Genomic DNA, 26,103 nt, shown 5'->3' with positions numbered 1-26,103 from the left:
TCGGAAGTGGCTCTCCTCGCCGATCGTCAGGAACACCCGGCATGGTAGCCGTTCCGGCACCGCGCGTCACCGGGCCACCGGCCGTCTCATGCATTGCGCTGACCGAATCCGGCGACGCGGCCAACCACCGGCGAATAGAGCACGTTCGGATATGGCAACTGCACCGGTGGTGGCTGACATAACACCCCGTCCCAGCTGCCGACGGTGTCCCCCTGGTGGTGTTCCCACCGTGAAACCGTCATCGACGTTGGGCGCGGCGGCACCTGGTGACAACTCTCTTGGCCGACTGGTGACCACAATCGTGTCCCGAGCGGCAAATGATTGTGCTTGTGGCTTCCACGGCGTTGAGTCCCACGGTGGCCGACGCTTGCTAGGCCACTACTCCAAATGGGCCAATCATGTGGATGGAGTGTGACATCGGGTAACTCGGCTGTGACTGATCCGCTACGCAACGCGCGAAATATTATGGGCTCCGCTCGACGTATCGTCACCGTCCTGACCACCGGCGCTGCCGCGTTCGGTGGCTTCATCGCGACCGCGGCCGCCGCGGAACCCGCCCTCTCGATGCCGTTGCCGGTCGATCAACAGCTTCTGCAGGTGAGAACACTCCGAATGGAGCGGAGATCGGCTCGCCCGGACTCCTGTCAGGCAATGCCGTCCAGGTGCAGTCAACGTCCCGGTCAATCTCTGCGCGAACAGCATCGACGTGCTAGCACTGCTCATTCCGACTAACGGCAACCTCTGCAACAAGCAATAGAACGCGGGGCCGGCGGGAACTGCAGCCAGCGGGAATTCTAGTCAAGACACCGGCGAATGGTCGTTTTCCGAACGGACACGAACACCTGCGCCACCACGGGACGTGCGCATCCACAGCCGGTGCTCGACGCTGAGTGCCGCAGGACCGACCTCACCGCGACCGTAGGCACGATCGTCTCCCTCCACAAGAGATCCACTGACCATCGCTGGGCCGTCCTGGTTTGGAGCAGGCCGGGTTGGGCACTTCCCGGTGCGGCCACCGGCCGCCAGGGTGAGGACTCGCATGTCAGCGGCGCCTTATGCGCTCGCTACGGCGATCGGGCCGCGGTGGCGGAGGAGACGTTCACCCCGGAGACACCCGGCGCCCAACCGTTCTGGGACGGGATCCCGCCGTGTATCCAGACGGGTACGACCTCGGTGCCCAGGACCTGGGAGTCCTCGGCGTGACCGCGAGTTGCAGGACGTCGTACGGGGCGGCGGTGAACGTGAAGGTCTCGTTCCAGGTGGCGGTCGAGCCGGTGGGGTATCGGGTCGGAGTGCGGTGTTGTTGTCCCGGCGGACGTGATTGACCCCAGTGATGCCGGTGTGTCGCCCGGGTGGGGTGGTGCTCGTCCGGGTGGCTGCTGGTGCCGGAGCTGCCTCAAGGGGCATCCCCAAGCGGAAACCGAGCACGGGGTCGGCGAGTACACGAGCCTCGGGGGTGAGCCGCGGGCACAGGCAGTCGCCGTAGTACCAGAGATAGTTTCAGTGACCTTTGGTGGTGGGGGCGTTCCGACTCTCTCTGACCACGTCTCACCCTCATCATCAACGGCCACGTCGCCACGTCGCACACGTCCTGACCAGTAAACGGGAACAATAGCGCCACCGTGACCGGCGAACAGCGCAACTCACCGCCACAGAACCGGCCGTTGTCCGGGCGTTCGGATACCAGGCCGGCCATGCCGACCAACGCGACTCGATCCATCGGAAGACCGGCCGCGAGCAGATGACGGTGACGACGCACACGAGGTCTCACCGCCTGGTCCCGGGACCACCCCGGGTCGTTTCAGGCCCTCGACGGAACCGGCGGGCTATACGGCCACAACGTGGAATCGCAGCACGCGACGAACACAGCCCGCGGCGTCGGCGGGCCGAGGGACCGGCCGTGCTCAGTCCGCCCGGCGGTCGTCACGCGCCTTCTTGGTAAGCGACCTGCTGACGAAGATCAGCCCGCTGGATAGGACCACGATGTCGTCGAAGTACACCGGGTCGGGCAACAAGTCGAACGGGAACACCGTGTAGGCCAGGGAAACCCAGTAGGCGACCTTGGTCGGCACCGGCGTGCCCGGCTGATGGACCTCACGGTGCTTCCGCACCAGCTTGACCACAAGGAATAGCGCGACCACAACGAGGACGGCGACCACCACTACGGCCACCACGCCAAGTGTCGTCCACAGAGATTCCACGTGATCCGCTCCCATCACCACAACGCCGTCACCGTAGCGGCACAACCGCGATACGGATCTTGCTGTGCTGGCGCCTCCAGATTCAGGACCTCAGCTGGGACACAAGTTGAGCAAACCGGGCAGGCGACCTCCAGCCCAGAGTGCCACGGGTGCCACACGAGTGGCACACCGAGGCCTACTGACCTCCACCGTCGACTAGGCCATCACCGCCACCAGAAACCGGTTAATATACAGCGTGAATGGCTCACCTCGCTTACCATCTGCGGCCGCGGAGAAAAGGGCGAATGTCACCGGCGACGAGTGTGGGCGCCAGGCAGATCAACGAGCTCGTCTCGGAGAACACTCCGTGGCGGCTCAAGCAGGCCAACGCCAGCAGGCCAACGTCGTGCACCAGTGCGGAACCGCCTCCCTGGACGCTCGGCGAGAACACGCGTCCGCGCTACCTGCGGGCCCCGCCATCCGGATATCTACCGGTCGGTTGCTTCGGGCTCGAGCTGCCAGATGTGTTTGCGCTAGCCGATGTGGTGATTTCCCAGAGCGGGCGGTGACCATCGCCCAGGTGACCGAGCTAAGGGACGGCGAAGGTGGTCGTTCGGTTGGCGTCCTCGTCCGGTGGCGAGCGGGTCCGCAACACGCGGCATCTCGCCGAGCAGGGTGCCGCGGCCGCGGCCGCGGCATGGCCGTTCGTGTACGCGAACTGGGACGACCGGGCCCTACTGACCTGCTCGTTGACGTCGCCCTGGACGCCGCGGGCGGAGTGCCGGGCACCGGTGGTGAGCAATGAGATCGAGTAGGTCATGTTTCAACTGGATCCGAGGATCGGAACTGCGACTGCCTCGGATCCGAACCGTAGTTCGGTCGGCAGAGGGGTCGTTCAGCTCAAGTTGTGGGGGCGAGCAAGGCACGCAGCCTTTGCAGAGCGCTGTGTCCGTGCGCGGCGACCGTGTGAAGACCGTGGCTATTAGCAGCTCGGAGGACCCGTTGGAGTTGATGCGGGAGCCGTCGTTGTTCAGCGGCGTGGAGCGCGTCGTTGAGTACTTCGGTCGCGCCGGCGTGGTCTCCCATGGCGGCCAGGGTCTCGCCGTGGGTGACGTGTTCGATGACCTGCCATTGTGGTGCGGCAGCGTCGGCTGCTGCGGGTCGGGACAGGACGTGCAAGGCGTCGGTGGGACGGTCGAGGGCCAGCAGGCCGCGGGCGTGGATTTCGCGTAGCGAGAATGGGTTCAGCAGCATGCCATCGTGGTGCGCGGTGTCGTCGAGTACGCGGCGGCACTCGGTGATCGCGGCAGTGAAACGTGGTTCGTGGCGCGCCTCGCCGGCCGCGCGGGCGAGCAGCGCGAATGCGGTGCCGCAGTCTTCGGGTGTGGTGGCGATGGCGGTGGCGTGGTCGAGGCGGGCGATGGCGGCGGGAAGCCGTTCGGCTTTGCGGAGTTCGTTGCCGTGCATGCGCAGGGTGTGCCCCAGAAAGGCAGGGTCGTCGAGATGGCGGGCGAGCAGGAGCGCTTTGCCGGTCCAGACAGCGGCGCCGGTGAGGCGTTCCTCGGGCAGGACCGTGCCCAGAGATACACCCAGAGATAGGCGACCGTGGGCCAGCAGCCGGAGGGTGTGGGGATCGAGGCGGCCTTCCGCGGCGCGTGCTTCGAGCCGCGCTACCAGGGGCCACAGCTCGTTCACGGCATCGACGGCGCGGCCGGCTTGCCGGGCGATGTCGGCCAGCCGGATGACGCTGTCGCCGAACTGGACGAGCGCGGCGAAGTCGGCGTCGTCGGGGTCGGTGACGCCGAGAAGGTGGTACGGCAGGCCGAGACGGTGCGCCAGGTGCTGTCTGGCGCGGACCCCGTCGAAGGACCGCTTCCCTGTCTCGATCATCGCGATGTACGACTTGTCGTAGTCCAGCAGCTGGGCGAGTTCCTGTTGGGACAGGTCGTTAATGGCGCGGTAGGCGCGCAGGTTGGTCGGCAAGTCTCGGGAGGCGAACGCCGTGGCTGCGGCGGGATCGGACCACATCCACACTGCCGGAGCGAGCCGGGACGGTGCGGTGATGAGGGAAGCGATGCCGCTGCGGCAGGCCGGACACACTGCCGAAGTTTCGACGCCGCTGAGGCGGTGTCCGCAGCGTTCGCACCGCTGGTCCACAACAGACCTACCCGACCGCACTGTCCGCGGCGAGCCGGTGAAACCAGGCCGCGATCGAACGTTTGTAGCCGTCCGGCATGACCAGGCCCGGGACCTCGTCGGTGGTGGCACGGCAGCCGTAGGTCACGATGAACACGTTCTTCTTCGCCACGGCGATGTGGTACATCCACGAATCGAGGATCTCCACGACGTCGACGCTGATCCGCGTCTCCTTGTGGATCTCGCGGGCAACGCATCGCTCGGGGGTCTCGCCGAGTTCGACGCGGCCGCCGGGCAGTTCCCATTCGTCGCGTTCGTTGTGCAGGAGCAGCACGCGGCCCGCGCGCACGACGACGCCTTTGATGGAGACCGGGTAGTCAGGCATCGCCGGCAGACCTCCCTGCACAGGGTGGACGAGGTGATCAGAACCGTAGCAGGCACCTGGCGAGACAGACCGCTGACAATCTGTCAGTGGACACCGACAGTGAGCGACCGGCGAACGCACTCTCATGCCGCGAAGCGCACGTTGGGCGGTTCCCTGCCTCGTGTCCCTTGTGGACGGTCATCGGGATGTGCGTGAGCGTTTTGAGTCGTTCTCTTGAAGGGAAAAGCGGAGCCCGGTCACCCGAGGCGCGCGCTGTCCGCGATCCTGGTGAGATCGTCTTCGGCAGGCGAGTCCGGCATCTGCAGGTCACCCCACACCACGACCAGCAGCGTCCCCTGCGCGGTGGGCAAGGCGACCACCCGGTAGGTGGTCGACGGCGGGTCGCAGTCGTCCCTGCCGTGCGGGGTGACCGTGCCCTGCACCTGCGCCCCGCCGTCCGGGCGGCGTCCGACAGGGCCGGAAGACACCTGACCGCCGCTGCGGAAAGCCCGCGTTCCCCGATACATCAACGCGTCCGCCGCGGCCGCCATCGGATCGGTGGTACGCGCCCGGTCGAGGTAAAGCTGGCCGAGGATGGCTTTCGGATTCGCTGCGCAGTAGCCCGGTTTGTACCGCGCGCCTCGGGTTCGAACGTCCGGGATGTAGGTTCCATCGACCGGCTGCCAGGTGGGTGGCACCTCGACGAACACGCCCAGCCCGAGGTCCAGCGTCTTCCAGCCGGGCGCCGGCGGGGTTCGGGAGGTACTGCTCTCGCTGATAGGCCAGGATGAGGCAGCGCTGTCGTCCTTGCTGTTCAGGAACACCAGCAGCCCGGCCACCAGACCAGCGATCACCACCAGCACGCCGACGGTGATCCCGGCGATCATCCCCGTGCGACGCCGTTTCGGCGAAGGCGCCGGGTAACCGGGCTGGGACGGGAAATCCGGAAACCACTGCTGCTGCCCCTGTCGCTCCACGAGCGCAGGCTAGCCCTCCGGCACGCGGTTCCGGCGCTGCTGTCCGCATCCTGCCAACGTCCTGTCATGCCGATGAGCGAGTGTTTTTCGATGCCGCCGGGTTTCGTCCTGAGGGTCGTTTGGGATGCGGCTTACGAGCGGGCCGCAGGGTTACAGTTCACCAGCGGCAACGCCCCGTCGCCCAGCCGCTCAACGGCCGAAGCCTTCGTCCCGCAGTACTAGCGCCAGCGCATCAGGTAGGTGGGGCCGTTGTCGTCGTGGCGCTCCTCGCGTTCGTCATAACGCCATTGCGCGAACATCGTCCGCGCGGTGGCGGGCGGCGTGCTACGGCGAGCCTTCAGCAGGGCTTCCAGTTCATCGAGGCGCGCGGGCATATGGTCCCCCGCATCCCATGCCTTCACCCAGACGCGCCAGGCTTCCTGTTCGAGGGCGAGACTCTCGTCGTCGATCGGCCAGACGGAGAACTCGTCGCCGTCCTCGAAGAAGCAGTTCAGCCTGATGAAATAGTGCGGAACGCCGGAGATGTCGGCGACACCGGCTTGCGGGCCGTCGTAGCGCTCGTTTTCCACGTGGACGTATTCGAAGCCAACGGAGATCAGCTGCTCCCGCGTGGTGAAGCCGCGGTTCTCCAACGGAACGATCGAGACGGGGTACTCGGTGAACCAGCCGCCGGCACGGAAACCGAGCTTACGGTACATCGGCTCGCCCTCGGCGGACGCTTGAAGCGCCACGGTGTCGTATCCGGTGGCGCGAGCGCTGTCCACTGCGGCCAAGGTCATGACGCCGCCGAATCCCCGGCGGCGGAAGGCGGCCAGGGTGGAGATGTTGTAGATACCGGCGACCTTGGCGTGCAGGAACGTTTCGCCTGAGCACACCGGCTCGCCGTGGTGGTAACCGATCAGATAGTGCGCCGGGCTGTCCTCGGCGAGGGCGGACGGGGCCACACGGTCGTAGAACTCGATCACGGCGGCGGCGGGTGGGTTCCAGTTGGCTGCCAGGATCCGGGCGTAGCTGGCGAGTTCCTCGGGTGTGCGGACCCGGCGGATCTCCAGGCCCGGGTGCGAGCCTCCGGCGGGGACTTCCGCAGTGTGGGCCCACATCGCGGCTTCCCTCTCCCCTGCAGCCAGCTCGACGTAGTCGAACGGCAGGTCCGCGGAATTCGGGCCTGCCCACCATGAGAAGGCGCGGCCGGTCAGACGCAGCTTGAACGCTATGAAGGAGAGGCGGTTTTCCCTTTCGTCCGGCGCGAAACGAGCATTCGCGACGATGTTGAAGGTGTCGGCACCGGTGCTGACATCGCCTTCGATACCGCTGTCGGCGATCACCACATCGTCGGTTTCCGTGACAGTCATGCCTTCGGTGTGGCGATGCAGATGACAGGCATGTTCGGCGAGGTTCGCCTCGATGCGCTGCGTGAGCCCGGCGTACATGGGCTCACCGTACGGTCATGGTCGGCACCTGACCACTTGATTTGCCAGTGGAAGCACCACTTCTCGTGCGTACCTGTACCCGGAAGCTTATTTCGTTCGCTCGCTGGACAGCGCGATCCACTTCAGTTTCTCTTTCTCCCGCTTGGAAAGCTGAGCGACCACGAAGTCGTAGGAATTCTCGATCGTCTCCCGGACCAGCTCGTCCGGTACCGATCGGTCCAGGACAACGGTGTTCCAATGTCGTTTGTTCAGGTGGTAACCGGCGGTGATCGCCGGATGGGCCGTGCGGAACTGGACCGCGAGATCGGGGTCGCTTTTGAGGCTCACCCGCAACGGCTTCGCCGACAACGGGGTGAGCGCGAAGATTTCCCCGCCACCTTGAAGACACTGGTGTTCTCGGCGAACGGGAACTCTTGGCGGGAACCGGGGAAGTCCGAACACAGTTTCTCCAGCGCGGCAGGCGTCATAGGGCGAGACCAGCCCCGCAAGACCGGTCCATTCGGCGGATAGCCGCCGGTCAGGGCCGCCGTCATGGATCGGATCATGAAACGCTTGCTGGTGCGGTGGTTAAAGCGCGGCCGCGGTTGTCCGTCTCCTCACATGCCGATGGGCGAGCGTTCGTCATACACCCGTTACTGCCGTTGTCCCAGGCCCGGTTAGGGCCATGCCGGCTGGTGGCGCTGACCTGAAATCAGCCGGTGTTCGCGCGGCTTTGGCTGGTGCGGGTTCGCGCTGTGTCGGCGCGCGGAGAGAAGCGTGCAGGTACGGACAGGCAAACGTGTTCAGCCGTGGGAGCGCGAAAGTGCTCCTGCGGCCGTGATCGGTCGGTGTTGCGGGTGCTGAGCTTGGTTCTACCTCGCCGCGTCCGACGCGCGGAAGGTGTGCCGGTAGGTCGACGGGGCGACCCCCGCTTCCGCCGCCAGGTGTCGACGTAGCGAGGTGGCGGTGGCGAAGCCGACCTCGTGGGCGACTCGATCCACCGGGAGGTCGCTGGACTCCAGCAGGTGCCGCGCCCGCCGCAGCTGGTGCTGGGTCAGCCAGCGACCGGGACTCATGCCGGTTTCCTCGCGGAAGCGCCGGGCGAAGGTACGGGTGCTCATCGCCGCGTGGGTGGCCAGTTCGTCCAGCGACAGTGGCGATTCGAGGCGCTGCAGCGCCCAGTCACGCGTCGGCCCGGTGCCGGTCGTGCTCGCCGACGGCACGGGCTTTTCGATGTACTGCGCCTGACCGCCGTCCCGGTACGGCGGCACGACGCACTGGCGGGCGACCTGGTTGGCCACCTCGCTGCCGTGGTCCTGGCGCACCAGGTGCAGGCAAACGTCGACCCCGCTCGCCGCCCCGGCTGAGGTCAGCACGTCGCCGTGGTCGACGAACAGCACGTCGGCATCGAGCTCGACCTGCGGGAACAGTTCCCGGAAGTAGTCGGCCAGCGCCCAGTGGGTGGTGGCCCGCCGCCCGTCCAGCAGACCAACCGCGGCCAGCAGGAAGGCACCGGTGCAGATGGACACCAAACGGGCGCCAGGGCGCACGCGGGACAGGGCTGCGACGGCCCGCGGGTCCGGGGAGGCGGCCGAGGCCGGGAAGATCGCGTACGGCGGGATGACGAGGGTGTCCGCCTCGGGCAGTACCTCGGGACCGTGTCCGGGGGTGACGGTCAGGTCCGCGTCGGTGCGTACGGGCTGTCCGTCCACGCTCGCGGACAGTACCTCGTAGCGGCCACCGGCTGATCCCAGAACTCGGTGCGGGATGCCGAGTTCGAAGGGGTAGACGCCGTCGAGGACAAGGACGACGACCTTGTGTGCGTCCGGCCGCGGGCGGCGGCGCATCCGGCGGTCGAGTTCGGTCGCGCGGTCGGCGAGGTCACGGGCCCGGGACGACGCGGCGCGGGGGACGGCAGAGTCGGGGGGCATGGCAAGAACATATCGGAAGATGACCTTCTTGCCATCGTCGTAGATCGGGCGTCCGGCCAGGATGACCACATGACCTCGACCGAAACCGCGGAACACTCCGGCTCCACGGGCACCCCGATAATGCTCGCCCTGCACCAAACCGCCCTTGGTGGCCCCGACGTCCTGCGGCTGACCGAGCTTGCGCGGCCCGCGCCCGGCCCGGGAGAGATCCTGGTCGCCGTGCACGCGGCCGGACTCAACCCCACGGACTTCAAACACCGCGCTCACCACATCTTCCTGCCGCCACCGCCGATGACCCTGGGGTGGGACGTCTCCGGCACCGTGGTGGAGACCGGCGTCGGCGTCACCCTGTTCCGGCCCGGTGACGAGGTGTTCGGCATGCTGCCGTACCCCTACGGCGCCGGTTCCCACGCGGAGTACGTGACAGGTCCCACCCGCGCCTTCGCGGCCAAGCCCGCCGGGATCGACCACGTCCAGGCGGCCGCTCTGCCTTTGGCCGCACTCACCGCCTGGCAGGCTCTCGTCGACACCGCGGACCTGCGGGCGGGGCAACGGGTGCTGATCCACGCCGCAGCCGGCGGCGTCGGTCATCTCGCGGTGCAGATCGCCAAGGAGCGCGGCGCGCATGTCACCGGGACCGCGAGCGCCGCCAAACACGACTTCCTGCGCGAGATCGGCGCGGATGCCTGCATCGACTACCGCACTGAGGACTTCACCGACACCGAACAGCGGTACGACGTCGTCCTCGACGCCCTCGGCGGGGCAACCGCGACCCGTTCGGTGGGCGTGCTCCGTCCCGGTGGGGTCCTGGTGTCCCTGGCGCCGTACGCCGAAGACACCCAGGCCGCCGCGGAGAAGGCGCAGGTCCGCGCCGTCACCCTGCTCGTCGAGCACGACCAGGCCGGAATCCGCGCTGTCGCCGGACTCGCTGACCGGGGACAGCTCCGCGCCTACGTCTCCGGCACCTTCCCCCTCGCCGAAGGCGCCCGGGCCCACGCCCTCGGAGAGACCGGCCAAACCACAGGCAAACTAGTCATCACCGTGCGCTGACCCCGATGGCACAACCATCGCCCGATTCCGCGTCACGGTCAGCTCAGGGCCGCCCCTGAGCTGGTGATCTCCGACGGGCTCGCGTCTCCTGCCCGACACCCTGCACCGTCCATAGTGGACTAGTGAGGCATATGGCCAGCGCATCGCCACCTGAGCGCGTTCACCTTTACGGGGTGAGCACATTCAGGCGTACGCCGACACGCTGCGATGTCTGGCATCGCGCTGCTCGACCAACAGGCGCTGGAGCCAGCGCCGGAACGGCTGCGGTCCGATCTGACCACTGGCCGTTGGCATCGTCGGCACACTGACCTGCTGGCTATGGACGGTATGGACCTGGGCTCATACCGGCTGTTGGTTGGTGGTGCGGGGTGAGTGCGGCGCCCCGATGATCATCCAGAGGCTCGCCGGCCAGAATCAACGCACTCTTCTGCCGCTGACCCAGTGTCTGAGCGCACGTGCCGGATGTTCGACGTGACAGTGACCGTCACGGTCCGGCGGTTGGATCGTCGAGGTCGAGCGCCGGCATCGCCGCTATGTCCTGGGCCCAGGTGTCGCAGAACCCCGGCTGGACCGCGAGGTCCACCAATTCGATCTGGGCTCCGATGCTGTCGAGACGGTGGTAGGTGAAGGAGCGACCGTAAGGGCACGAGTCGAACTCGATCGGTGCGCCTCGAGTCACCAGGCGCTGTTTGTCCGCCGTGACGTCCTTGGACCAGTAGCCGATGTGGTCGAAGCGGGAACCGTCGGTCGCATCCCACGGACTACCGACGGGGCCCTGAATCACTTCGAAGAACGGCGGCCCCTTGACGGAGAACACGATGCGGTAGTCCCAGTCCCCGAGGGTGCCCGCGCGGACTGGACTCCAGGTCACGCCCAGAGTGCGGGTGAGGTCTTCGGTCGCCCGTCCGATGTCCTGAACGACGAAGCACAGGTGGTAGAAGGAGTTCACCCGTCCTGTCTACCAACTCCGCGATGTGCGTGGCCGCCTGACCGAGACGCCGCGACATGTCCGGTCATGCCGCATGTCGCGCGCTCATGCCGAGGGCGGGAGTTGGAATTGGTCATCGCCGCCGCTGCTCACATGGATGGTTCGAGCGGTTTGACTTGGCTATAGGGGTGTTCGGGTCTCAGTACTTGTTCGGCAACGGGATCGCCTGGCCAGGCGGCAAGGTGATCACAGGACGAGCATGAGTTTGCCGCCGGGTCGGCGGGATTGGCTGAGCTTGGCCGCTTCCCGGATCTGGTCGAGTGTGTAGGTGCGGGCGACCGGTACGACCAGGATGCCTTCGCCGGCGAGCCGGGCGAACTCGTCCATCTGGTCGTAGCGGATCTCGGTGGTGATCCGGACTCCCAGGTCGGCCGCCGCGGCGAAGTCCGAGAGGGTGAGGACGCGGTCGGGGTCGCCGGTCAGCTCGATCAGAATCGGCAGCGAGCCACCGGCCGGGCTGGGCTGGTCGGCGCGGTCGATCCGCCCGCCGGTCGGAGTCGCGTCCAGGGCGCGGTCGACACGGCCTCCGGCCAGTGCGCTGACGCGTTCGGCCGTGCCCTCGCCGTAGGTGGTCACCTGGGCGCCGATCTCTTCCAGAGCGGCGGTCCGAGTGGGTCCGGCGGTGGCGATCACCCGAATATCCTGGTGCAGCGCGAAGCGCACCGCCGCCTCACCCACGGTGGTGCCCGCGCCGTGGACGAGCAGCAGCTCACCCGGCTGAATGCCGAGGTCGTCGAGCGCGCGCCGCGCCGTTTCGGCCGCCATCGGCAGCGCGGCGGCCTGCTCGGCGGTGACGCCGTCGGGGATGTGTGCCCAGGCCGGCATCAGCGCGTACTCGGCGGCGCCTGCCGTCGGGCCGTCGAAGGTGGCCGGGCCGAACACGCGGTCGCCGATCTGGACGCCGGTGACGCCGTCGCCGAGCGCGTCGACGGTGCCCGCGACCTCGAGGCCGAGCCCGCGCGGCAGCGGTGGCAGCTGGTTGGCGAGGAGACCGTCGACGACATGCCAGTCGGCCGGTGTCAGGCCGCACGCCCGCACGGCGATCCGGATCTGACCAGGTCCGGGCTCCGGCTGTGGGACGTCGCGAAGCACGATCACGTCCGGGGAGCCGAACCGGTCGAACTGAAGAGCCTTCATGACGATCTCCTATGTGATGACAGCATCTGTTGTCATCGACCGTACCAGCTGATAACAGCTTCTGTTGTCGTACTCTGGTGGGTATGCCGAGATGGGAAGCCGACGCACAGGGCCGGCTCGAGCGCGCGGCGCTCGAGCTGTTCGAGACCCAGGGGTTCGAACGCACCTCGGTCGCGCAAATCGTAGGCGCTGCCGGTCTGAAGGAGCGCTCCTTCTATCGCTACTTCCCCGACAAGCGGGAAGTCCTCTTCGCCGGCAACGAACTCGAGGCCCACCTCGTCGCCCAGGTCGAGGCAGCCGACCCGGACCTCACCCCGATCGAGGCGCTGCTGACCGCGCTGGGAACCGCCGAGGAGATCTTCCGCCCGCGCGAGTTCCTGCTGCGCCGGGGGAGAGTGATCGCCGCCAACCCGGCACTGGCCGAGCGCGATCTGATCAAGCTCGCCGACATCGCCGACGCGCTGGTACCGGCGCTCGAGCGCCGCGGCGTCGAGCCCGGCAAAGCACGCTTCATCATCGACGTGGTGCTGGCGATCCACCGGCGCGCCATGCCTCGCTGGCTGGCCGAGCCGGACACCACCCTCTCCCAGCTCATGGCCCAGGCCGCCGCTGAACTGCGCGAGACGGTCACGCTGCCAGCTCCGACGACCGGCTGAGCAGGCTCGGCCAGGCTTCCCCCATCGGCGATCAAGCCCAGGCAGACGTTGCGGCTGGGGCCGGACGCATGGCGCTGCTGAACGCCCTCTCATGCCGCCGAGCGCACATTTCGGCTGGTCCACTGGCGTGCCATTGATCGAGCGCGTGCGAGGATCTACGCCTGTGGAGGTAGAGATCGTTTCACGTGCGATGGCTGCGGTGACGACACTGGCCAGAGAGCTGCGTCTGCGGGTCGACGACGTCGTCGTGATTCATGATTCGAACAGGCTCGCCCTGCATCTGTTGCCGTGTGGCGTCTCGCCCGAGTAGCACCGGCGGGACAGGAGGTAGCCGCGCTTGAGGTCGAATTCGCTCTGCGACTCGGTGAAACCGCGAGCCTCGTCGCGGCGCTGGAGGCTGGGGTTGAGCCGCGGGTCTACGAGCGTGACGGCTTCGCCGTGACCTTGTGGACTTACTACGAGGTCGTGCGTCCTGAATTGGACTCCCAGGCGCATACGCGGGCGCGCTCGGTCCGGCCCTGCTCGAGTAGTGCCTGAGAGCTATGTCATAGACCTTGCGCCCACCGGCGTATTTTCGCGTGAGCGTCGCCGTGGGGGATGGCCCGGTCGGCACCGAGGTCGTTCGTCCCGCCTTCCCGCTGATTGCGCCTCCCGGAAGAAGCAGTCCCAGCATCATGCGGCGCGCAAGGTGGTTCGGGAGGCCTCGTCGCAGACGAAGAACGTCTCCACGTTGGAGTGAACCTGCTCGGCGGGCAGACCGAGCAGGCCGGTTCTGTCGGTGGTGCCTGCTCGGATCTGCGCTCATGAACAACGATTTCACCGAGTTGCTAGCCCAGCTGCGTGCCGCTACCACTGATTCTCTTGTGGACCAGGCCGAGCTCACCAGCGCTACTGGTCCACGGAGTCGTCCAATCTCACCACGGCGTCACCAGTCTCTCGGCCGACCACTTCGAACCACTGGACCTGCGTGGACTCGCGGGACCATCACGTGACTTCCGAGAGCGGGCGCGGTGCCCCTACTGGCATGTAGGTTCTCAATTTCGACGTCGTAATCTCACGAATGATGTCGTGCGAAAGTCGTATACGACGTCGCCTTGAGACTTGCTCCTTCGCCGGTCTGCCACGGCATACGATCGCGGCCCCGTGGGCGAACGGGGAAACTCGCTGCTCAATGCCACCTTCAGGACACTGCGCAACGTCAGGCTCTGTCCCTGGATGATCGGCAAGATCGCCGCCGCTGGTGCTCCTCCACGTCGGGCACGACCCGTTACGTGGAAAGGCCCACTAGGAGCGGCTGTCGGTGAGCCTGCCGCCGCGCACCGGCGGCAGGCCGTAGGCGCGGCGGTATTCCCGGGTGAACTGGGTGCGCTGGTGTAGCCGACGGCATCGGCGGTGTGCACGGCCGTGGTGTCGCCTGCCACCAGCAGGCGCCGCGCCTCCTGGAGTCGCAGGTGCTTCTGGAACTGCAGCGGGCTCATGCCGGTGGCGGCCTTGAAATGCCGATGCAGGGTGGCCGGCTGCTGTTGGAAGGCCTGAGCCTGCACTGGGCCAGCATCCAGGCCGTGTGGCGCGGTGCGGTCAAGGACCGCCGCCTCGACGCCGTGCTGCTGGGCGCGCACATCGCGGTCTACCTCGCCGCGGTGTTCCTCTTGCTGTCGCCGCCGGTGGCGATCGCGTTCATCGCTGGGCACCAAGGCGTCTGGGGCGTGTACATGGGCTGCTCGTTCGCGCCCGGACACAAGGGCATGCCCACCTACACCGACGCCAGCACACTGGACTTCCTCCGCAAGCAGGTCCTCACCAGCCGCAACATCCGCGGCGGCCGGTGGGTCGACGTCGCACTCGGTGGATTGAACTACCAAATCGAACACCACCTGTTCCCCAGCATGCCGCGCGTCAACCTGCGCCGCGCCCAGCCTGTGGTGCACAAATTCTGCGCCCAGCACGGCATCAGCTACGCCCAATGCGGCCTGTTGCGCACCTACCGCTATGTCCTACAACACTTTCACGACGTCAGCGCGCCCCTGCGCACCTCGGCCTGATCCAGCCGCCGGTGTCACAAGGTCCGGTTGCTGTGCCGCCGCCATGACGAGCTGGTGTTCGGCCAGGCGCCTCCGGCGCCGCCCGTGCGCGGAGCCGGTCCCGCCGCATCCGCGGCCGTGCCGCTGCCAGCTCGACGCCGGGATCGCCGGTGAGGGATGGGAAGCCGACGCACGCCGGGCGAACTGTCCTTCACCAGCCAGCGTCCCATCGGTCTCAGGGCCCGCCGCGCAGGTGAAGACAAGGTGATGCCTCCCCGCTTCACCGCCGATCTACTACATCGACCCTGACCTCGAGCCTCCCGAAGATGCTGTCCTGAAGCGAGGTCAGGGCAACGAAGGCGCGGTCGCCGCCGAGCTGTTCCGGTGTCGGGCCGGCGGGTGTGGGGACGTTGGCAAGGCGCTCGGCCAGTGCGGCAAGCGCGTCACGGTCGCCTTCGAGGGCGGCGCGTTCGTCATCGGTGAGGGTGAGGCGTTCCAGCATCGGATCGACACCGTCCTTTACCTCGAGCAGGCGCCCGGCACTGGATTCCTTGGGCAGGTAGAACGGACAGCGCGCGCTCGAGTGTGCGATTCGACTTGACTGTGCCCTTGGGGCACGGTGTTCGCTGCATTCGGCTCGCACCATCGTCCGCTGTGGACCGCGCGATGGCGTCACCCCGAGGAGGAGCACTCAATGCGTAGATCTGTGGTTGCCGTTCTCGCCGCCGCCCTGGTGGTGCCCCTCGCCCCGCCGGGCCTGGCTGCGGACGCGGCACCGGACAGGCCGGCCACCGTAACCTGGGGGAAGTGCCCCAACGGCACACCTTTGGGGCCGCTGGAATGCGGGAGGCTGAAGGTTCCGCTGGATTACAACGACCGCGGTGGCAAGACAATCAACATCGCGATATCGCGGATGGCCAGTGCCAAACCGGAGAAGCGCCGCGGTGTACTGCTGCTCAATTCCGGCGGACCGGGCGCCCCGGCGATGAATTACTCGATGATCTTGACCTATCTCGGGTTGCCGCAGAGCGTGCGGGACAGCTACGACGTGGTCGGCATGGATCCGCGTGGCGTCGGCTACAGCACCCCGGTGACCTGTGACATGCCGCCGGGGACGTCACAGACCGCCAACATCCCGGAATACGCGTTGGATTCGGCCGATGTCGCCAACCGCGCGAAGAGGATGGTCGAGATCGCAAAGAAATGCGGCTCCTCTTCGACGGCGTCGATCCTGCCGTATATGACCACCGCGAACACCGCACGTGACATCGACAAGGTCCGCGAGGCACTGGGTGAGCGGAAGCTCTCCTACCTCGGTGTCTCCTACGGCACTTACCTCGGCGCGGTCTACGCCACGATGTTCCCGAACCGCGGTGACCGGATCGTGCTCGACAGCTCGATGAGCAACGAAGGCAGTAGTCCCGCGGCTTCGCGCGGGTTCGGTCAGGGTGTCGAAGACAGGTTCCCGGATCTGGCGAAGTTCGTCGCCGCACATCCGGAGTACGGCCTTGGCGCCACGCCAGAACAGGCGAAGCTGAAGTACTACGAACTGGCCGCCCGGCTGGACGCGAAACCGATGGCGGACGGCTTCGACGGCAAGCAGTTCCGCAAGGGCACGTTCGAGCGGATGTACACCGACGCGGGCCTGCCCCAGGCAGCCGAGATGTGGCGTGCCGTCAACACCGGCCAGCCCGTGGAACCGCTGCCGAGCACGCCGCCGCCTCCGGACCAGCCTGCGGACAACGCCGCCGCCGCCCAGCTGGCGGTGCTCTGCAACGACCGGAACTGGCCGGAGTCGGTGGAGTTCTACCAACGTCAGGTCGAAACCGACCGGTTCCGGCACCCGATGTGGGGTGCGGCCGCGTCCAACATCTGGCCGTGTGCGTTCTGGCCGACCGAGCCGATCGAGCCCCCGGTGGAGATCACCGGCCACGGGCCGTCGAATGTGCTCATCGTGCAGAACCTCCGAGACCCGTCCACCCCGTTGTCCGGTGCCGAGAAGATGCGTGCGGCCCTCGGTCACCGCGCCCGGATGATCACCGCCGACCAGGGCGGGCACGGTGCCTACCTCTACCAGAAGAACAAGTGCCTCAACGACGCCACGACCGAATACCTCGTCACCGGAGAGCGTCCGCCGCAGGATTTCGCGTGCGCGGCCGAAGGAACGTCTTGACGCAGGTGGACATTCGTTCGCCGTGCCCAGGTCGCTGTTGACGCCGAATGCTTCGAATGGTGGCAAGGTAATCGTGCGCTGGGCTGAGCCCAAATGTTTGCTGGCGCGGTGGAGGTCGAGGTGTCGCGTTGCCATGAGCCTCGGCGTGGACCTCCGTTCGTGTTCACCAGCTGACGCGGCTGCCACCTACGCCGGTGTCGGCCACCACCCGGCCCCGGTCATGGACCGGCTCGAAACCCTCGGCGGGCCGACGCTGCCGAGAGCCCTCCTGTCCGGTCGGACCGGTCGGTGATCAGCCGTAGCGCGGCGGTGCCGGCGTGGTTGATCACGCCCTGGTCGGCTGGTCTCGACGGCCAGAGCGACCGACCACGAGGTAATGTTCCGCACCGGAAAAGTGCTCCTTGGTTGTGTTGGGGAATAGGCGTAGACACCCTCATTTCCCCAGTCCAGGAGCACTTTTCTCGGTCAGGACACAGCCAGCTTGAACTACCCGGGTATCCATACCTTCGGGAGTACCCTCCGGCGTCATGTCGGCCCGGAAGGGACACCCGGCCCGCAGCACATAGCCGGCCTCCTGAGATTCCATGTATCCCGCTGGCAATACGTTTGGAGCGGGTCACTTCAGTGGTGAGTGCGCCATGAAGGATGTAGGTCCGTTCTCGGCGCTGTTGGTCGTGCGCCTTGTCAGCTCTGTGGGGTCAGTCCTGCTACGGCCAGCCGGAACAGTCGGTCCGCCGCGGAGGCGGGCTCGGGGTAGTGCTCGGTGGCCAGGGCGATGCCGACGATCAGCGTGATCAGGTCTGCGACAGTCCAACTGAGGCCACGGCGGCGGTTGGACACCTCCGGCACCGGGCGGTATTGCCGGTCAGCCGATCGCGGAGGCATAGTGAGCCACCAGCCGAACCACCTCCGGACTCGATTCCTTCGCCGAGAGAGGGAAGTGCCGTGCCAAATCCTTTCGAGGACCCCGACGCCCATTATTTCGTCTTGGTCAATGACGAGGGTCAGCATTCCCTCTGGCCCGTTTTCGCCGACGTTCCCGCCGGATGGAAATCCGTTTTCGGGGAAGCCGGACGACAGGATTGCCTTGACTACATCGAGAAGAACTGGACCGACATGCGTCCGAAGAGCCTCATCGAGGCGATGGAGAAAACAGCGTCGACGTCATGACCATCGACCTCACCGGATACCAGAGCCTGGGTGAGGCCTTCGCCGCGCGCGCCGCCGAGTTCCCCGATCGCACCGCGTTGACCTTTTACCAGGGCTCGACCGCGACGGAACACGAAAGTATCGGCTATCGGGAGCTGGAGCGCCGAGCCCGGGTGCGCGCGGCGGAACTCGCTCAGCGGCTGGGCCCCGGCGAACGGGTGCTCATCGCCCTGCCGACGAGCCCGGAGTTCGTGGAGATCTACCTCGCCTGTCTGTTCGCCGGACTGATCGCTGTTCCTTCGCCGGTGCCGGCTTACTCGGCGAGCGCCGATGAGCGGATCGCCGCGATCGCGGCCGACTGCTTGCCAGCGCTGACCATCACCACCGACGCCGCGCTCGCGGAGGTCACCTCGCACCTGCGGGAGCACGGCCTGCCCGTCGAAGCCGTGCGCCCCGTGAGCGCGCAGCACCTCCCCGGGCCCGTGACGGGCGAGCGGCCGATTGGCCGCGACACGGACGCGGTGCTGCAATACAGCTCCGGCTCCACCGGGTCGCCGAACGGCGTGATCCTCACCCACGGCGCCGTCCTGTCCAACCTCGAGGCGCTGTGCGTGAACTTGCGCCTCGGCCCGAGGGACCGGTTCGGCGGCTGGTTGCCGCTGCACCACGACATGGGCCTGTTCACCCAGCTCACCGCGGCACTGCTGTGCGGCGCCCCGCTCGTCCTGATGCAGCCGACGACGTTCGTCCGGCGGCCGGTCGAGTGGCTCCGCATGCTCGACCGGTTCGAGATCACCTGTACCGGCGGTCCCAACTTCGCCTACGAACTCTGCACGCGCGTCATCACCGACGAGAAAATGGGCGGTCTCGATCTCTCCGGGGTGCGCTACTTCCTGAACGGCGCCGAGCCGATCCACGTGCCCACCTTCCAGGCGTTCACGGAACGGTTCGCCCGGATCGGGCTCGACCCTCGCACCCATTCCCCCGGCTACGGCCTGGCCGAGACCACGGCGTACGTGGCGTGCGTATCCGACGAGGTTTTGCCGACCGTGCTCACGGTGGACACCCGGCGCCTGGAAACGGCCGAGCGGCCCGAACTGGCCTCGGTGCCCAGTGGCGACGGCAGGCCGGTGACCGGAGTGGGACGGCCGCACGCCTTCGACACGCGGATCGTCGACCCGCGCACCCGCGAACCGTTACCCGAGGGCCGGGTCGGCGAAATCTGGTTACGCGGGGACAGCATCGGCCGCGGCTACTGGAGCAAGCCGGAGCTGAGCGCACGCGTCTTCGACGCCGCGTTGACCGGCGTCGAGGACGGCGGCGGCTGGCTGCGCACCGGCGACCTGGGTGCCTTCGCCGACGGCGAACTGTTCGTCACCGGCCGCCTCAAGGAGTTGCTGATCGTCCACGGCCGCAACCTGTTCCCCCAGGACGTGGAGCACGAGGCCCGTGCCGCGCATCAGGCTCTCGGCGGCCAGCTCGGTGCCGCGTTCGGGGTCGGCGCGCCGGACGAGCGCGTCGTGTTGGTCCACGAGGTCCGTCCCGGAACCCCGAAATCCGAGCTGGCGGCGGTGATCACGGCCGTCACCCGCAGGCTCAACCGGTCGTTCGGTTTCCCCGTGCGCAACGTCGTGCTCATCCGGCACGGCACCGTGCGCCGCACCACCAGCGGGAAGATCAGGCGCACCGCCATGCGAGACCGGTTCCTCGCCGGCGAAATGACAGTGCTGCACGCCGAACTGGAGCCGGGCCTGCGTCCCGCGCCGTCGGGAGTGGAGCCGTGACGTTCACCCGCTCCGGTGTCGAGATCGAGATCGCGCTCGACACCGCGCTGGTGGACGTCATGGCGACCGGCTCCGGCGGGGTCGGCCGCCGGATCGCCGAGCTGGACTCCGCCGAAGAATTCCCGTCGCCCCTCGTCGACCTGTTGGACGCCTTCGGCCTGCCCGCGTACTACGTCCCCACCGGATGGGGCGGCGCCGTCGAGGACCATGAACTGCTGCTTCGCCTGTGGCGCACGGTGGCCAGGCGCGACCTGAGCGCCGTGATCGCGCATGGCAAGACCTATCTTGGGGCCGCCTCCGTCTGGATCGCGGGCGACGCCGAGCAGGCCGCCGCTACCGCGGCCCGGATACTGGCCGGCGCCCAGATCGCCTGGGCGCTGTCCGAACCGGACCACGGCGCAGATCTGCTGAACGGGGAGGTGGCCGCGACAGCGCGTGCCGCCGGCTATCGGCTCGACGGCGTGAAATGGCCCATCAACAACGCCACTCGCGCCCGCTACCTGACTGTCCTCGCCCGCACCGGCAAGGCGGGTACCGGACGCGGCCAGAGCCTTTTCCTCGTCGACAAGGCCGCGCTCGAACCCGGCACCTGGCGACTGCTGCCCAAGGAACCGACGCACGGGATCCGCGGCGTGGACATCTCCGGCATCGCGTTCCAGGACGCGACACTGCCAGCCACCGCGCTGCTCGGCGCCGAGGGCACCGGAGTGGAGACCGTCCTTCGCGCGCTGCAGCTCACCCGGACCCTGTGCACCGCCTTGTCCCTCGGCTCGGGCGAACACGCGCTCCGGCTCGCCGCGGCCTTCGCCGCCGAACGGATCATCCAGCGCCGCCCGTTGCTGGCCCGCGCGTACCCGCGCGCGGCCCTCGGCCGCTGCGCCGCGTTACTGGCCGCCGCCGAAGCCACGGCAGTGGTGAGCAGCCGTTCGATCCACGCGCTCACCGGAGAGATGAGCGTGATCTCCGCCGTCGTCAAGGCTTTGGTGCCCACACTGACCGACGTGATGCTCGGCGAGGTGGCCGAATTGCTCGGTGCGCGCTCCTTCCTCACCGACGTGTACGCGCACGGCGCGTTCCAGAAGATTTGGCGGGATCACCAGATCGTCTCGGTCTTCGACGGCAGCACCCCGGTGAACCGCAGCGCGCTGATCCAGCAATTCCCCCGCCTGGCGAGGGAATTCGCCGCCGGCACGGTGGACACGGACGGGCTGGCGAAGGCGGTGTCGGTCGGAAGCGCGCCGGGTCCGCTGGACCGCGGTGCCCTCACCCTGCTGTCCCGGCGGGGGTGCTCGCTGCTGCAATCCCTTCCAGCGCTGGCCGGATCGATCACCGCCGAGACCGCCCCGGACGGGCTCGCGGCGCACGCGACCGCCCTGGCCGCCACCACCAGGCGGGTCCACGAACTGATGGCCGAGGTGCCCCCGGCCGCCCACCCGCCGATGGCCGCTTACGAACTCGCCGCCGCCTACGAACTCTGTTACGCGGGCGCGGCGTGCCTGCACACCTGGTCGGCCGAGCGGCACCGGGACGAACCGCTGTGGGAGAACGGCCTTTGGGTACGAGCCGCGCTCCGCGCACTGCGGGTCAGGCTCGACGCCACGCTGCGGCTCCCCGCGCCCGGCGCCGAGGCGGGAGACGACCTGATCGACGACGCGATCGCGGAACGCGTGGCCGCGGCCGCCCGCACCGGCGCCCCGGTCACCCCGTTCGGCACACCGATGATCCCGGAGGACCGGTCATGAGCGCCGCCGAGCTGGACGCGCTGTTCGGCGACGCCCTGGACGACCGGAACCCGTTGGGATACAGGGAGATCCTGGCGGCCGACGAACGACAGGAGATGCTCGCCGCAGGCGAACGGGTACTGGACGAGTACGGCCTGAACGCCGAGTTCGTTCCCGTGGCCTACGGGGGCCGCTGGGAGCGCGCTGACCGGCTCGCCGAGGTGCTGCGCACGGTGTGGCGGCGAGACCCGTGTCTCGGCCTCGGCTACGGCTTCAGCTCTCTCATCGCGTCCGTCAACATCTGGACCACCGGGAACGAGGAGCAGCGCCGCCGCGCGGCAGGCCTGCTGCTGGCGAACCGCCGGATCGCCGCCGCCTTCCACGAACTGGCACACGGCAACGACTTCGCGCACGCCGAGTGCGTCGCCCGACCGGACGGTGGGGACTGGCTGCTCTCCGGTCGCAAGGAGATCGTGACCAACCTGCGGCGGGCCGAGGCCATGGTGCTGTTCGCCCGCACCGGCGCGGCGGGGAGCCGCGGCCACAGCCAGTTCCTCGTCCTGCGGGACGACCTGCCCGCCGCGGGGCTGCGGGACCTGCCGCGGTTTCACAGCTCCGGCATGCGCGGAGTCCAGCTGGGCGGCGTGGAGTTCGACGGCTACCCCATCCCCGGCGACGCCCTGATCGGTTCCCCCGGCCAGGGCATCGAGATGGCACTGCGCTCGTACCAGATCACCCGGTCGGTGGGCGCCGCGATGTTCGCCGGTCCGCTGGAGACGGCACTGCGGCTGGCGATCCGCTGCTCGCTCGACCGCCGGCTTTACGGCTGCTCGGCCGCCGACCTGCCGTACGTGCGCGCGGCGATCGCCCGCGCCTACGCCGATCTGCTGGCCATCGAGGCGTTCTCGTCGGTGGTCCTGCGTGCCCTGCATCTGGCGCCGGAGTCGATGGCCGTCTACGCCCCGGCGGCGAAGTATCTGACCGCGCGGATGCTGCTCGACGCGTTCGCGGACCTGCGCGCGGTACTGGGTGCGCGTTCCTACCTCCGGCAGGGCCCGTACGCGATGTTCCAGAAACTGGCAAGGGACATCGCGCCTGCCACCTTCGCCCACGTGTCGCTCAGCGCGGCGCTGGTGACGCTGCTGCCGCAACTCCCCCGGCTGGCCAGGCGATCGTGGCTGTCCGACCCGGCCGCGACGCCTCCGCTGTTCGACATCGGCGGTGACCTTCCCTCGCTCTCCCTCGACCGGCTGAGCGCCGGAATGCCACGCCATGACGGGATCATCGGCGCCCTCGCCGAGATCGATGGCGAGGCGTCACCGCACGGCTCCGATCCCGTGCGCCGGTTCACGGCGCGCTACGCGGAGGAACTACGGAGGTTGCGGGACGGGTGCGCCGCACTCGAACCCGCGGACCTCGCCATCGACGCGTCGCCCGCCGCGTTCGCGCTTGCCGACCGGTACACCGTGATCCTCGCCGCCTCCTCCGTACTCGCGGTGCGGCGACACGGCGGCGAGCGCCACGACGAGGCCGTGCTGCTGGGCGCGCTGGACCGACTGACCGAACGGATGGGCGGCCCGGCGGTGCTCAGCCCGGCCGAACGCGAAGAGACGGAGCGACGGCTGTTCGACCAAGCCGTCGCGCGGTGCCTCGATGGCCTGCCCCTGAGTGCCTGAACCCGAATGACGTAGTGGCGGCCGGATGGTGCCGCACGGGCATGCAGGGAATCACTCACGAAAAAGGAAAGAGGAGACGGCAATGATCCGAATCATGCTCAAATCCGCGGTGACGATGACAGCGATGGCCGCCGCGCTGAGCTTTTCGCCCGCGATGTCCTCGGCGGCGGCTGCTCCCCCCGGCTACCTGAGGTTCTGCAATACGGGGGCCACTTGTCTCAATCGCCCAGTGGTCGAAGGGCCGGGCTGCAGCAACATCGGTGTCGGCGCTCCGCACGTCTGGGCGAAGAACCACTCCGACAGGGGCCAGTACATCTACCACCAGGAGGACTGCGCTGGAGCGAACCGGGTGTACCTGGGACCCGGTGTCACCAGAGGCGGCTTCGGTACCTACCGAAGCTTCAGCGACGCGTGACTTCTGATGAGGTAGGTGGCCCCACCCGGAGTACATGAAGGACCCCTTCCTGGCGCCTGGCGCCAGGGCTCCGGCAAAGTCGCGCAACTGCCGTTCGGTGTCGCGATAGCCACTTTCGGGACATCTGACGTCGCGAAAGTGGCTTTCGCGACACCGGGGGGCGGCCGCATTTGACGTCTGAGCCACTCACGACCCGCGTGACCAGCTTTGCGACTTCGCCGGGACCCCTTCCTGGCGCCAGGAAGGGGTCCTTCATGTACCCGCGCCCAGTGTCAGTTCCCGGCGGTGCAGCGGAAGACGAAAAGCCCGGGGTCACCACCGTGCTCGGCCGGCGGTACGAGCGGGCAGCTGGTGGCCGTCCAGACCACGATCCGATACAGCTCCGAATCGTTCGTGAAGAGGCCACCCGCGCCGCCCAGCACCACGTGCCGCACTTCCCCTGCCTCCACGAGCTGCCGCACCCGCGCGAGGGTCGGCCACGGCACTTGCCCGGAGAACCCGCCCATCGGCAGGAACCGTTCTCCGGTCGGCACGATGAACTGACCGGCGGTCTGCCAAGACGTCGTGGCCGCCACGTAGCGCGCGCCTTCGCGATGCGCCAGCAGATAGTCGTACAGGCTCCGCTGTGTGTCGGTCAGGGTGTCCTTCGTGTCGCTGTCCAGATCCACCCCGACCGGTCCGCTCGGCCCGGCACCGGCCTCGAAGGCGCTGCCCGCGTACTTGTGGTCGAAAGCCGACAGGCCCCAGGCACACGGAAGCACCAGTACCGCGACGAGGCAGGCGACGGCCGCGGGCGCGACAGTCGCACGCCGCAGCGCCCCGGCGATCAGCACGGCCGCCGCCACCGCCGCCCCGCCGAGGGAAAGCCAAGTCAGCCAAGGCAGGAAGTCCGGGTACCCCGAGGCCAGGTACGCCGTCCAGGCCAGCTGCGCGACGAGCACCGAAGGCAGCAGCCAAGTCGCCCGGCGGTCGCGATACAGCCGCAGGCTCAGCACCGCCCCCGCCGCGGCCAGCGCGGCCAGCGGTGGCGCGAGCGCGACGAGGTACGCGCTGTGCATGACGGTCATCCGGCTGAGGACCACAGCGAAAGTGACCAGCCACAGCCCCCACAGCACGAACCCGCCCCACACCGGACCGGTGCGCCGGGTACGGCGATACAGGACGAGACCGGCGGCCAGCCCCGCCAAGGCGAGCGGGTACAGCCAGCCGACCTGGGTCGCGTAGCGCTCGCCGAACAGTTTGTGCCAGGCCTGGGGCGGGTCCTCGGCCGCGGGTGCCGAAGCGGGCTCCGGTGCGGGCTCCGGAACTGGTTGCGGCTCCCCCGGTTGCTCCGGTTGCGGCGGAGCGGCCAGGCGTTCGAGCTCGGGAGGCAGTTTCAGGTCGGTGGACAGAGAGGGATCCGTAAAGTCGGTGCGAGCGGCGCCCGGTACGTGGAGACCGAACCGGTCCAAACCGTTGTAGCCGAAGACCATCGAGAACGCGTTGTCGTTGGTGGTCGCGTCCATAGCGGGCCGCTTCCCCGCGGGAGTCACCGTGTACAGCAGGACCCAGCTCAACGAGACCGCGATCAGCACGGCACCGGTGAGCGCGAGCTGCCCGGCCCGCCGCCGCCACGAAGCGGGAGCGACGAGCAGATAGGTCACGGCGAACGCGGGCACCACCATCCAGGCCTCGATCATCTTCATCTGGAAACCGACCCCCACCCAGACGGCGGCGAGGATCAGCCAGCGCGTCCTGGCCCGCGTCACCGCGATCATGAACGCGTCCGCGGCGAGGAGCAGGCACAGGATCAACGCCCCGTCTTCCATGGCATGGCCGAACACCGAGGCCACTATCGGCGTGAACGCGAACAGGCCCGCTGCCAGTAAACCCGCGGCGGCGCCGAGCCAGCGCCGGACCAGCCGATAGAGCACCAAAACCGAGAGCACGCCCCAAACAACCTGCGGCAGGGTCAACGACCACTCGTGAAATCCGAAGATCCGCGCGGACAGCGCCTGCGGCAGAAAAGCCCCGCCCAGTTTGTCGAGGGTGATCGAAGCGCCGGGATCGAAGGCACCGTAGAAGAACGCCTTCCAGCTCACCGACATGCTCTTCACGGCCGCCGCGTAATAATGCGCGTACCCGCTCCGCCCGATGTTCCACGAATACAACGCCCCCGTGAGAACGACAATACCGAGCAACGCGGGACGCGCCCAGCGCGGCTGATCCGGCGGCGAGCGCCAGAACCGCAGCCGCGCCCAGCCACGCTCTGGTGCGCCGGCGGGCTCCGCCTCCACCATTTCGGTCTGCGTCGAAGGTAAAACGGTCTCCTCGGCCACGGCGCGCCCCTCGACACG

Annotated in this window: 25 protein-coding genes and 2 pseudogenes; 14 read left to right on the top strand and 13 right to left on the bottom strand. The window is 68.0% G+C overall.

The window, feature by feature from the left end; all coding sequences use genetic code 11:
• Positions 1-605: 605 nt before the first annotated feature.
• A pseudogene (locus tag ACM6LR_RS37965) lies at positions 606-757 on the top strand (chaplin family protein); the annotation flags it as partial.
• Between the two features lie 119 nt (positions 758-876).
• Complete coding sequence (locus tag ACM6LR_RS37960) at positions 877-1,203, top strand: hypothetical protein (protein ID WP_414945514.1); 327 nt, start codon at positions 877-879, stop codon at positions 1,201-1,203.
• 701 nt (positions 1,204-1,904) lie between these two features.
• On the opposite strand, the gene ACM6LR_RS37955 is transcribed toward ACM6LR_RS37960, so the two are convergent.
• Entirely contained in the window at positions 1,905-2,171 is a 267-nt protein-coding gene (locus tag ACM6LR_RS37955) for a YkvA family protein (protein WP_414942519.1), read from the bottom strand.
• Between the two features lie 614 nt (positions 2,172-2,785).
• Here ACM6LR_RS37955 and ACM6LR_RS37950 point away from each other — a divergent pair.
• Positions 2,786-2,995 (top strand): hypothetical protein, encoded by a 210-nt coding sequence (locus ACM6LR_RS37950; RefSeq protein ID WP_414942518.1) that lies wholly within the window; start codon positions 2,786-2,788, stop codon positions 2,993-2,995.
• An 85-nt stretch (positions 2,996-3,080) separates the two neighbouring features.
• Here the strand turns inward: ACM6LR_RS37950 and ACM6LR_RS37945 are convergent, their stop codons facing one another.
• From ACM6LR_RS37945 to ACM6LR_RS37920, 6 genes are all read right to left on the bottom strand, one after another.
• Positions 3,081-4,163 carry a helix-turn-helix transcriptional regulator gene (locus ACM6LR_RS37945; RefSeq protein WP_414942517.1) on the bottom strand — a complete coding sequence of 361 codons (1,083 nt, stop codon included), beginning with the start codon at positions 4,161-4,163 and terminating at the stop codon, positions 3,081-3,083.
• Between the two features lie 181 nt (positions 4,164-4,344).
• Positions 4,345-4,701 carry an NUDIX hydrolase gene (locus tag ACM6LR_RS37940; protein ID WP_414942516.1) on the bottom strand — a complete coding sequence of 119 codons (357 nt, stop codon included), beginning with the start codon at positions 4,699-4,701 and terminating at the stop codon, positions 4,345-4,347.
• Between the two features lie 236 nt (positions 4,702-4,937).
• Positions 4,938-5,657 (bottom strand): hypothetical protein, encoded by a 720-nt coding sequence (locus tag ACM6LR_RS37935; RefSeq protein ID WP_414942515.1) that lies wholly within the window; start codon positions 5,655-5,657, stop codon positions 4,938-4,940.
• Between the two features lie 218 nt (positions 5,658-5,875).
• Positions 5,876-7,087, bottom strand: coding sequence for a GNAT family N-acetyltransferase (locus tag ACM6LR_RS37930; protein WP_414945513.1), 1,212 nt, complete (start codon positions 7,085-7,087; stop codon positions 5,876-5,878).
• A gap of 87 nt (positions 7,088-7,174) precedes the next feature.
• Positions 7,175-7,528, bottom strand: a complete 354-nt coding sequence (locus ACM6LR_RS37925) for an MmcQ/YjbR family DNA-binding protein (RefSeq protein ID WP_414945512.1) — start codon at positions 7,526-7,528, stop codon at positions 7,175-7,177.
• Positions 7,529-7,938: 410 nt separating this feature from the next.
• On the bottom strand, positions 7,939-8,997 hold the full coding sequence (locus ACM6LR_RS37920) for a GlxA family transcriptional regulator (protein WP_414945511.1): 1,059 nt from the start codon (positions 8,995-8,997) through the stop codon (positions 7,939-7,941).
• A 120-nt stretch (positions 8,998-9,117) separates the two neighbouring features.
• On the opposite strand from ACM6LR_RS37920, the gene ACM6LR_RS37915 reads away from it, so the two are divergent.
• Positions 9,118-10,047: an NADP-dependent oxidoreductase gene (locus tag ACM6LR_RS37915; RefSeq protein ID WP_414945515.1), complete on the top strand. Its 930-nt coding sequence runs from the start codon at positions 9,118-9,120 to the stop codon at positions 10,045-10,047.
• 484 nt (positions 10,048-10,531) lie between these two features.
• Here ACM6LR_RS37915 and ACM6LR_RS37910 read toward each other — a convergent pair whose 3' ends face one another.
• Both ACM6LR_RS37910 and ACM6LR_RS37905 read right to left on the bottom strand, forming a co-directional pair.
• Positions 10,532-10,996: a VOC family protein gene (locus ACM6LR_RS37910; RefSeq protein ID WP_414945510.1), complete on the bottom strand. Its 465-nt coding sequence runs from the start codon at positions 10,994-10,996 to the stop codon at positions 10,532-10,534.
• 225 nt (positions 10,997-11,221) lie between these two features.
• Entirely contained in the window at positions 11,222-12,172 is a 951-nt protein-coding gene (locus ACM6LR_RS37905; protein WP_414945509.1) for an NADP-dependent oxidoreductase, read from the bottom strand.
• Positions 12,173-12,255: 83 nt separating this feature from the next.
• On the opposite strand from ACM6LR_RS37905, the gene ACM6LR_RS37900 reads away from it, so the two are divergent.
• Complete coding sequence (locus ACM6LR_RS37900) at positions 12,256-12,828, top strand: TetR/AcrR family transcriptional regulator (protein WP_414942509.1); 573 nt, start codon at positions 12,256-12,258, stop codon at positions 12,826-12,828.
• A gap of 163 nt (positions 12,829-12,991) precedes the next feature.
• On the top strand, positions 12,992-13,138 hold the full coding sequence (locus tag ACM6LR_RS37895) for a hypothetical protein (RefSeq protein WP_414945508.1): 147 nt from the start codon (positions 12,992-12,994) through the stop codon (positions 13,136-13,138).
• A 724-nt stretch (positions 13,139-13,862) separates the two neighbouring features.
• On the opposite strand, the gene ACM6LR_RS37890 is transcribed toward ACM6LR_RS37895, so the two are convergent.
• A complete protein-coding gene (locus tag ACM6LR_RS37890) occupies positions 13,863-14,306 on the bottom strand; it encodes a hypothetical protein (protein ID WP_414942507.1) in 444 nt (147 codons plus the stop codon).
• Positions 14,307-14,345: 39 nt separating this feature from the next.
• Here ACM6LR_RS37890 and ACM6LR_RS37885 point away from each other — a divergent pair.
• Positions 14,346-14,870: pseudogene (locus ACM6LR_RS37885) on the top strand (fatty acid desaturase family protein); the annotation flags it as partial.
• A 259-nt stretch (positions 14,871-15,129) separates the two neighbouring features.
• Here the strand turns inward: ACM6LR_RS37885 and ACM6LR_RS37880 are convergent.
• On the bottom strand, positions 15,130-15,351 hold the full coding sequence (locus ACM6LR_RS37880) for a hypothetical protein (protein ID WP_414942506.1): 222 nt from the start codon (positions 15,349-15,351) through the stop codon (positions 15,130-15,132).
• A gap of 192 nt (positions 15,352-15,543) precedes the next feature.
• Between ACM6LR_RS37880 and ACM6LR_RS37875 the strand changes: the two genes are divergently transcribed.
• Both ACM6LR_RS37875 and ACM6LR_RS37870 read left to right on the top strand, forming a co-directional pair.
• On the top strand, positions 15,544-17,022 hold the full coding sequence (locus tag ACM6LR_RS37875) for an alpha/beta hydrolase (protein WP_414945507.1): 1,479 nt from the start codon (positions 15,544-15,546) through the stop codon (positions 17,020-17,022).
• Positions 17,023-17,155: 133 nt separating this feature from the next.
• Positions 17,156-17,314, top strand: coding sequence for a hypothetical protein (locus ACM6LR_RS37870; RefSeq protein ID WP_414942504.1), 159 nt, complete (start codon positions 17,156-17,158; stop codon positions 17,312-17,314).
• A gap of 392 nt (positions 17,315-17,706) precedes the next feature.
• Here ACM6LR_RS37870 and ACM6LR_RS37865 read toward each other — a convergent pair whose 3' ends face one another.
• Complete coding sequence (locus ACM6LR_RS37865) at positions 17,707-17,907, bottom strand: hypothetical protein (protein ID WP_414942503.1); 201 nt, start codon at positions 17,905-17,907, stop codon at positions 17,707-17,709.
• A gap of 60 nt (positions 17,908-17,967) precedes the next feature.
• Between ACM6LR_RS37865 and ACM6LR_RS37860 the strand changes: the two genes are divergently transcribed.
• The 5 genes from ACM6LR_RS37860 to ACM6LR_RS37840 all read left to right on the top strand — a co-directional run bounded on the left by ACM6LR_RS37860 (position 17,968) and on the right by ACM6LR_RS37840 (position 23,767).
• Positions 17,968-18,192 carry an MbtH family protein gene (locus tag ACM6LR_RS37860; protein WP_414942502.1) on the top strand — a complete coding sequence of 75 codons (225 nt, stop codon included), beginning with the start codon at positions 17,968-17,970 and terminating at the stop codon, positions 18,190-18,192.
• On the top strand, positions 18,189-19,955 hold the full coding sequence (locus ACM6LR_RS37855) for a fatty acyl-AMP ligase (protein WP_414945506.1): 1,767 nt from the start codon (positions 18,189-18,191) through the stop codon (positions 19,953-19,955). Before ACM6LR_RS37860 ends, ACM6LR_RS37855 begins: the two co-directional genes overlap by 4 nt.
• Positions 19,952-21,697: an acyl-CoA dehydrogenase family protein gene (locus ACM6LR_RS37850; RefSeq protein ID WP_414945505.1), complete on the top strand. Its 1,746-nt coding sequence runs from the start codon at positions 19,952-19,954 to the stop codon at positions 21,695-21,697. Before ACM6LR_RS37855 ends, ACM6LR_RS37850 begins: the two co-directional genes overlap by 4 nt.
• Positions 21,694-23,352 (top strand): acyl-CoA dehydrogenase, encoded by a 1,659-nt coding sequence (locus ACM6LR_RS37845; protein ID WP_414945504.1) that lies wholly within the window; start codon positions 21,694-21,696, stop codon positions 23,350-23,352. The genes ACM6LR_RS37850 and ACM6LR_RS37845 overlap by 4 nt, the downstream gene beginning before the upstream one ends.
• Positions 23,353-23,434: 82 nt before the next feature.
• On the top strand, positions 23,435-23,767 hold the full coding sequence (locus ACM6LR_RS37840) for a hypothetical protein (protein ID WP_414942498.1): 333 nt from the start codon (positions 23,435-23,437) through the stop codon (positions 23,765-23,767).
• Between the two features lie 272 nt (positions 23,768-24,039).
• Here the strand turns inward: ACM6LR_RS37840 and ACM6LR_RS37835 are convergent, their stop codons facing one another.
• Entirely contained in the window at positions 24,040-26,085 is a 2,046-nt protein-coding gene (locus ACM6LR_RS37835; RefSeq protein WP_414945503.1) for an ArnT family glycosyltransferase, read from the bottom strand.
• Positions 26,086-26,103 lie beyond the last annotated feature (18 nt).

The sequence above is a fragment of the Amycolatopsis sp. cmx-11-32 genome (assembly GCF_047608695.1).
Lineage (GTDB): Bacteria > Actinomycetota > Actinomycetes > Mycobacteriales > Pseudonocardiaceae > Amycolatopsis.
The sequence above is the reverse complement of the archived record's forward strand: the minus strand, read 5'-3'. Positions and strand labels throughout refer to the sequence as shown.

What these genes read in the sequence shown, in the direction of transcription:
- ACM6LR_RS37940 (WP_414942516.1), bottom strand. Translation starts at nt 4,701, where the DNA reads ATGCCTGACTACCCGGTCTCCATCAAAGGCGTCGTCGTGCGCGCGGGC.
- ACM6LR_RS37930 (WP_414945513.1), bottom strand. Translation starts at nt 7,087, where the DNA reads ATGTACGCCGGGCTCACGCAGCGCATCGAGGCGAACCTCGCCGAACAT.
- ACM6LR_RS37920 (WP_414945511.1), bottom strand. Translation starts at nt 8,997, where the DNA reads ATGCCCCCCGACTCTGCCGTCCCCCGCGCCGCGTCGTCCCGGGCCCGT.
- ACM6LR_RS37915 (WP_414945515.1), top strand. Translation starts at nt 9,118, where the DNA reads ATGCTCGCCCTGCACCAAACCGCCCTTGGTGGCCCCGACGTCCTGCGG.
- ACM6LR_RS37905 (WP_414945509.1), bottom strand. Translation starts at nt 12,172, where the DNA reads ATGAAGGCTCTTCAGTTCGACCGGTTCGGCTCCCCGGACGTGATCGTG.
- ACM6LR_RS37900 (WP_414942509.1), top strand. Translation starts at nt 12,256, where the DNA reads ATGCCGAGATGGGAAGCCGACGCACAGGGCCGGCTCGAGCGCGCGGCG.
- ACM6LR_RS37890 (WP_414942507.1), bottom strand. Translation starts at nt 14,306, where the DNA reads ATGAGCCCGCTGCAGTTCCAGAAGCACCTGCGACTCCAGGAGGCGCGG.
- ACM6LR_RS37880 (WP_414942506.1), bottom strand. Translation starts at nt 15,351, where the DNA reads ATGCTGGAACGCCTCACCCTCACCGATGACGAACGCGCCGCCCTCGAA.
- ACM6LR_RS37875 (WP_414945507.1), top strand. Translation starts at nt 15,544, where the DNA reads ATGCGTAGATCTGTGGTTGCCGTTCTCGCCGCCGCCCTGGTGGTGCCC.
- ACM6LR_RS37870 (WP_414942504.1), top strand. Translation starts at nt 17,156, where the DNA reads ATGAGCCTCGGCGTGGACCTCCGTTCGTGTTCACCAGCTGACGCGGCT.
- ACM6LR_RS37865 (WP_414942503.1), bottom strand. Translation starts at nt 17,907, where the DNA reads ATGCCTCCGCGATCGGCTGACCGGCAATACCGCCCGGTGCCGGAGGTG.
- ACM6LR_RS37855 (WP_414945506.1), top strand. Translation starts at nt 18,189, where the DNA reads ATGACCATCGACCTCACCGGATACCAGAGCCTGGGTGAGGCCTTCGCC.
- ACM6LR_RS37845 (WP_414945504.1), top strand. Translation starts at nt 21,694, where the DNA reads ATGAGCGCCGCCGAGCTGGACGCGCTGTTCGGCGACGCCCTGGACGAC.
- ACM6LR_RS37840 (WP_414942498.1), top strand. Translation starts at nt 23,435, where the DNA reads ATGATCCGAATCATGCTCAAATCCGCGGTGACGATGACAGCGATGGCC.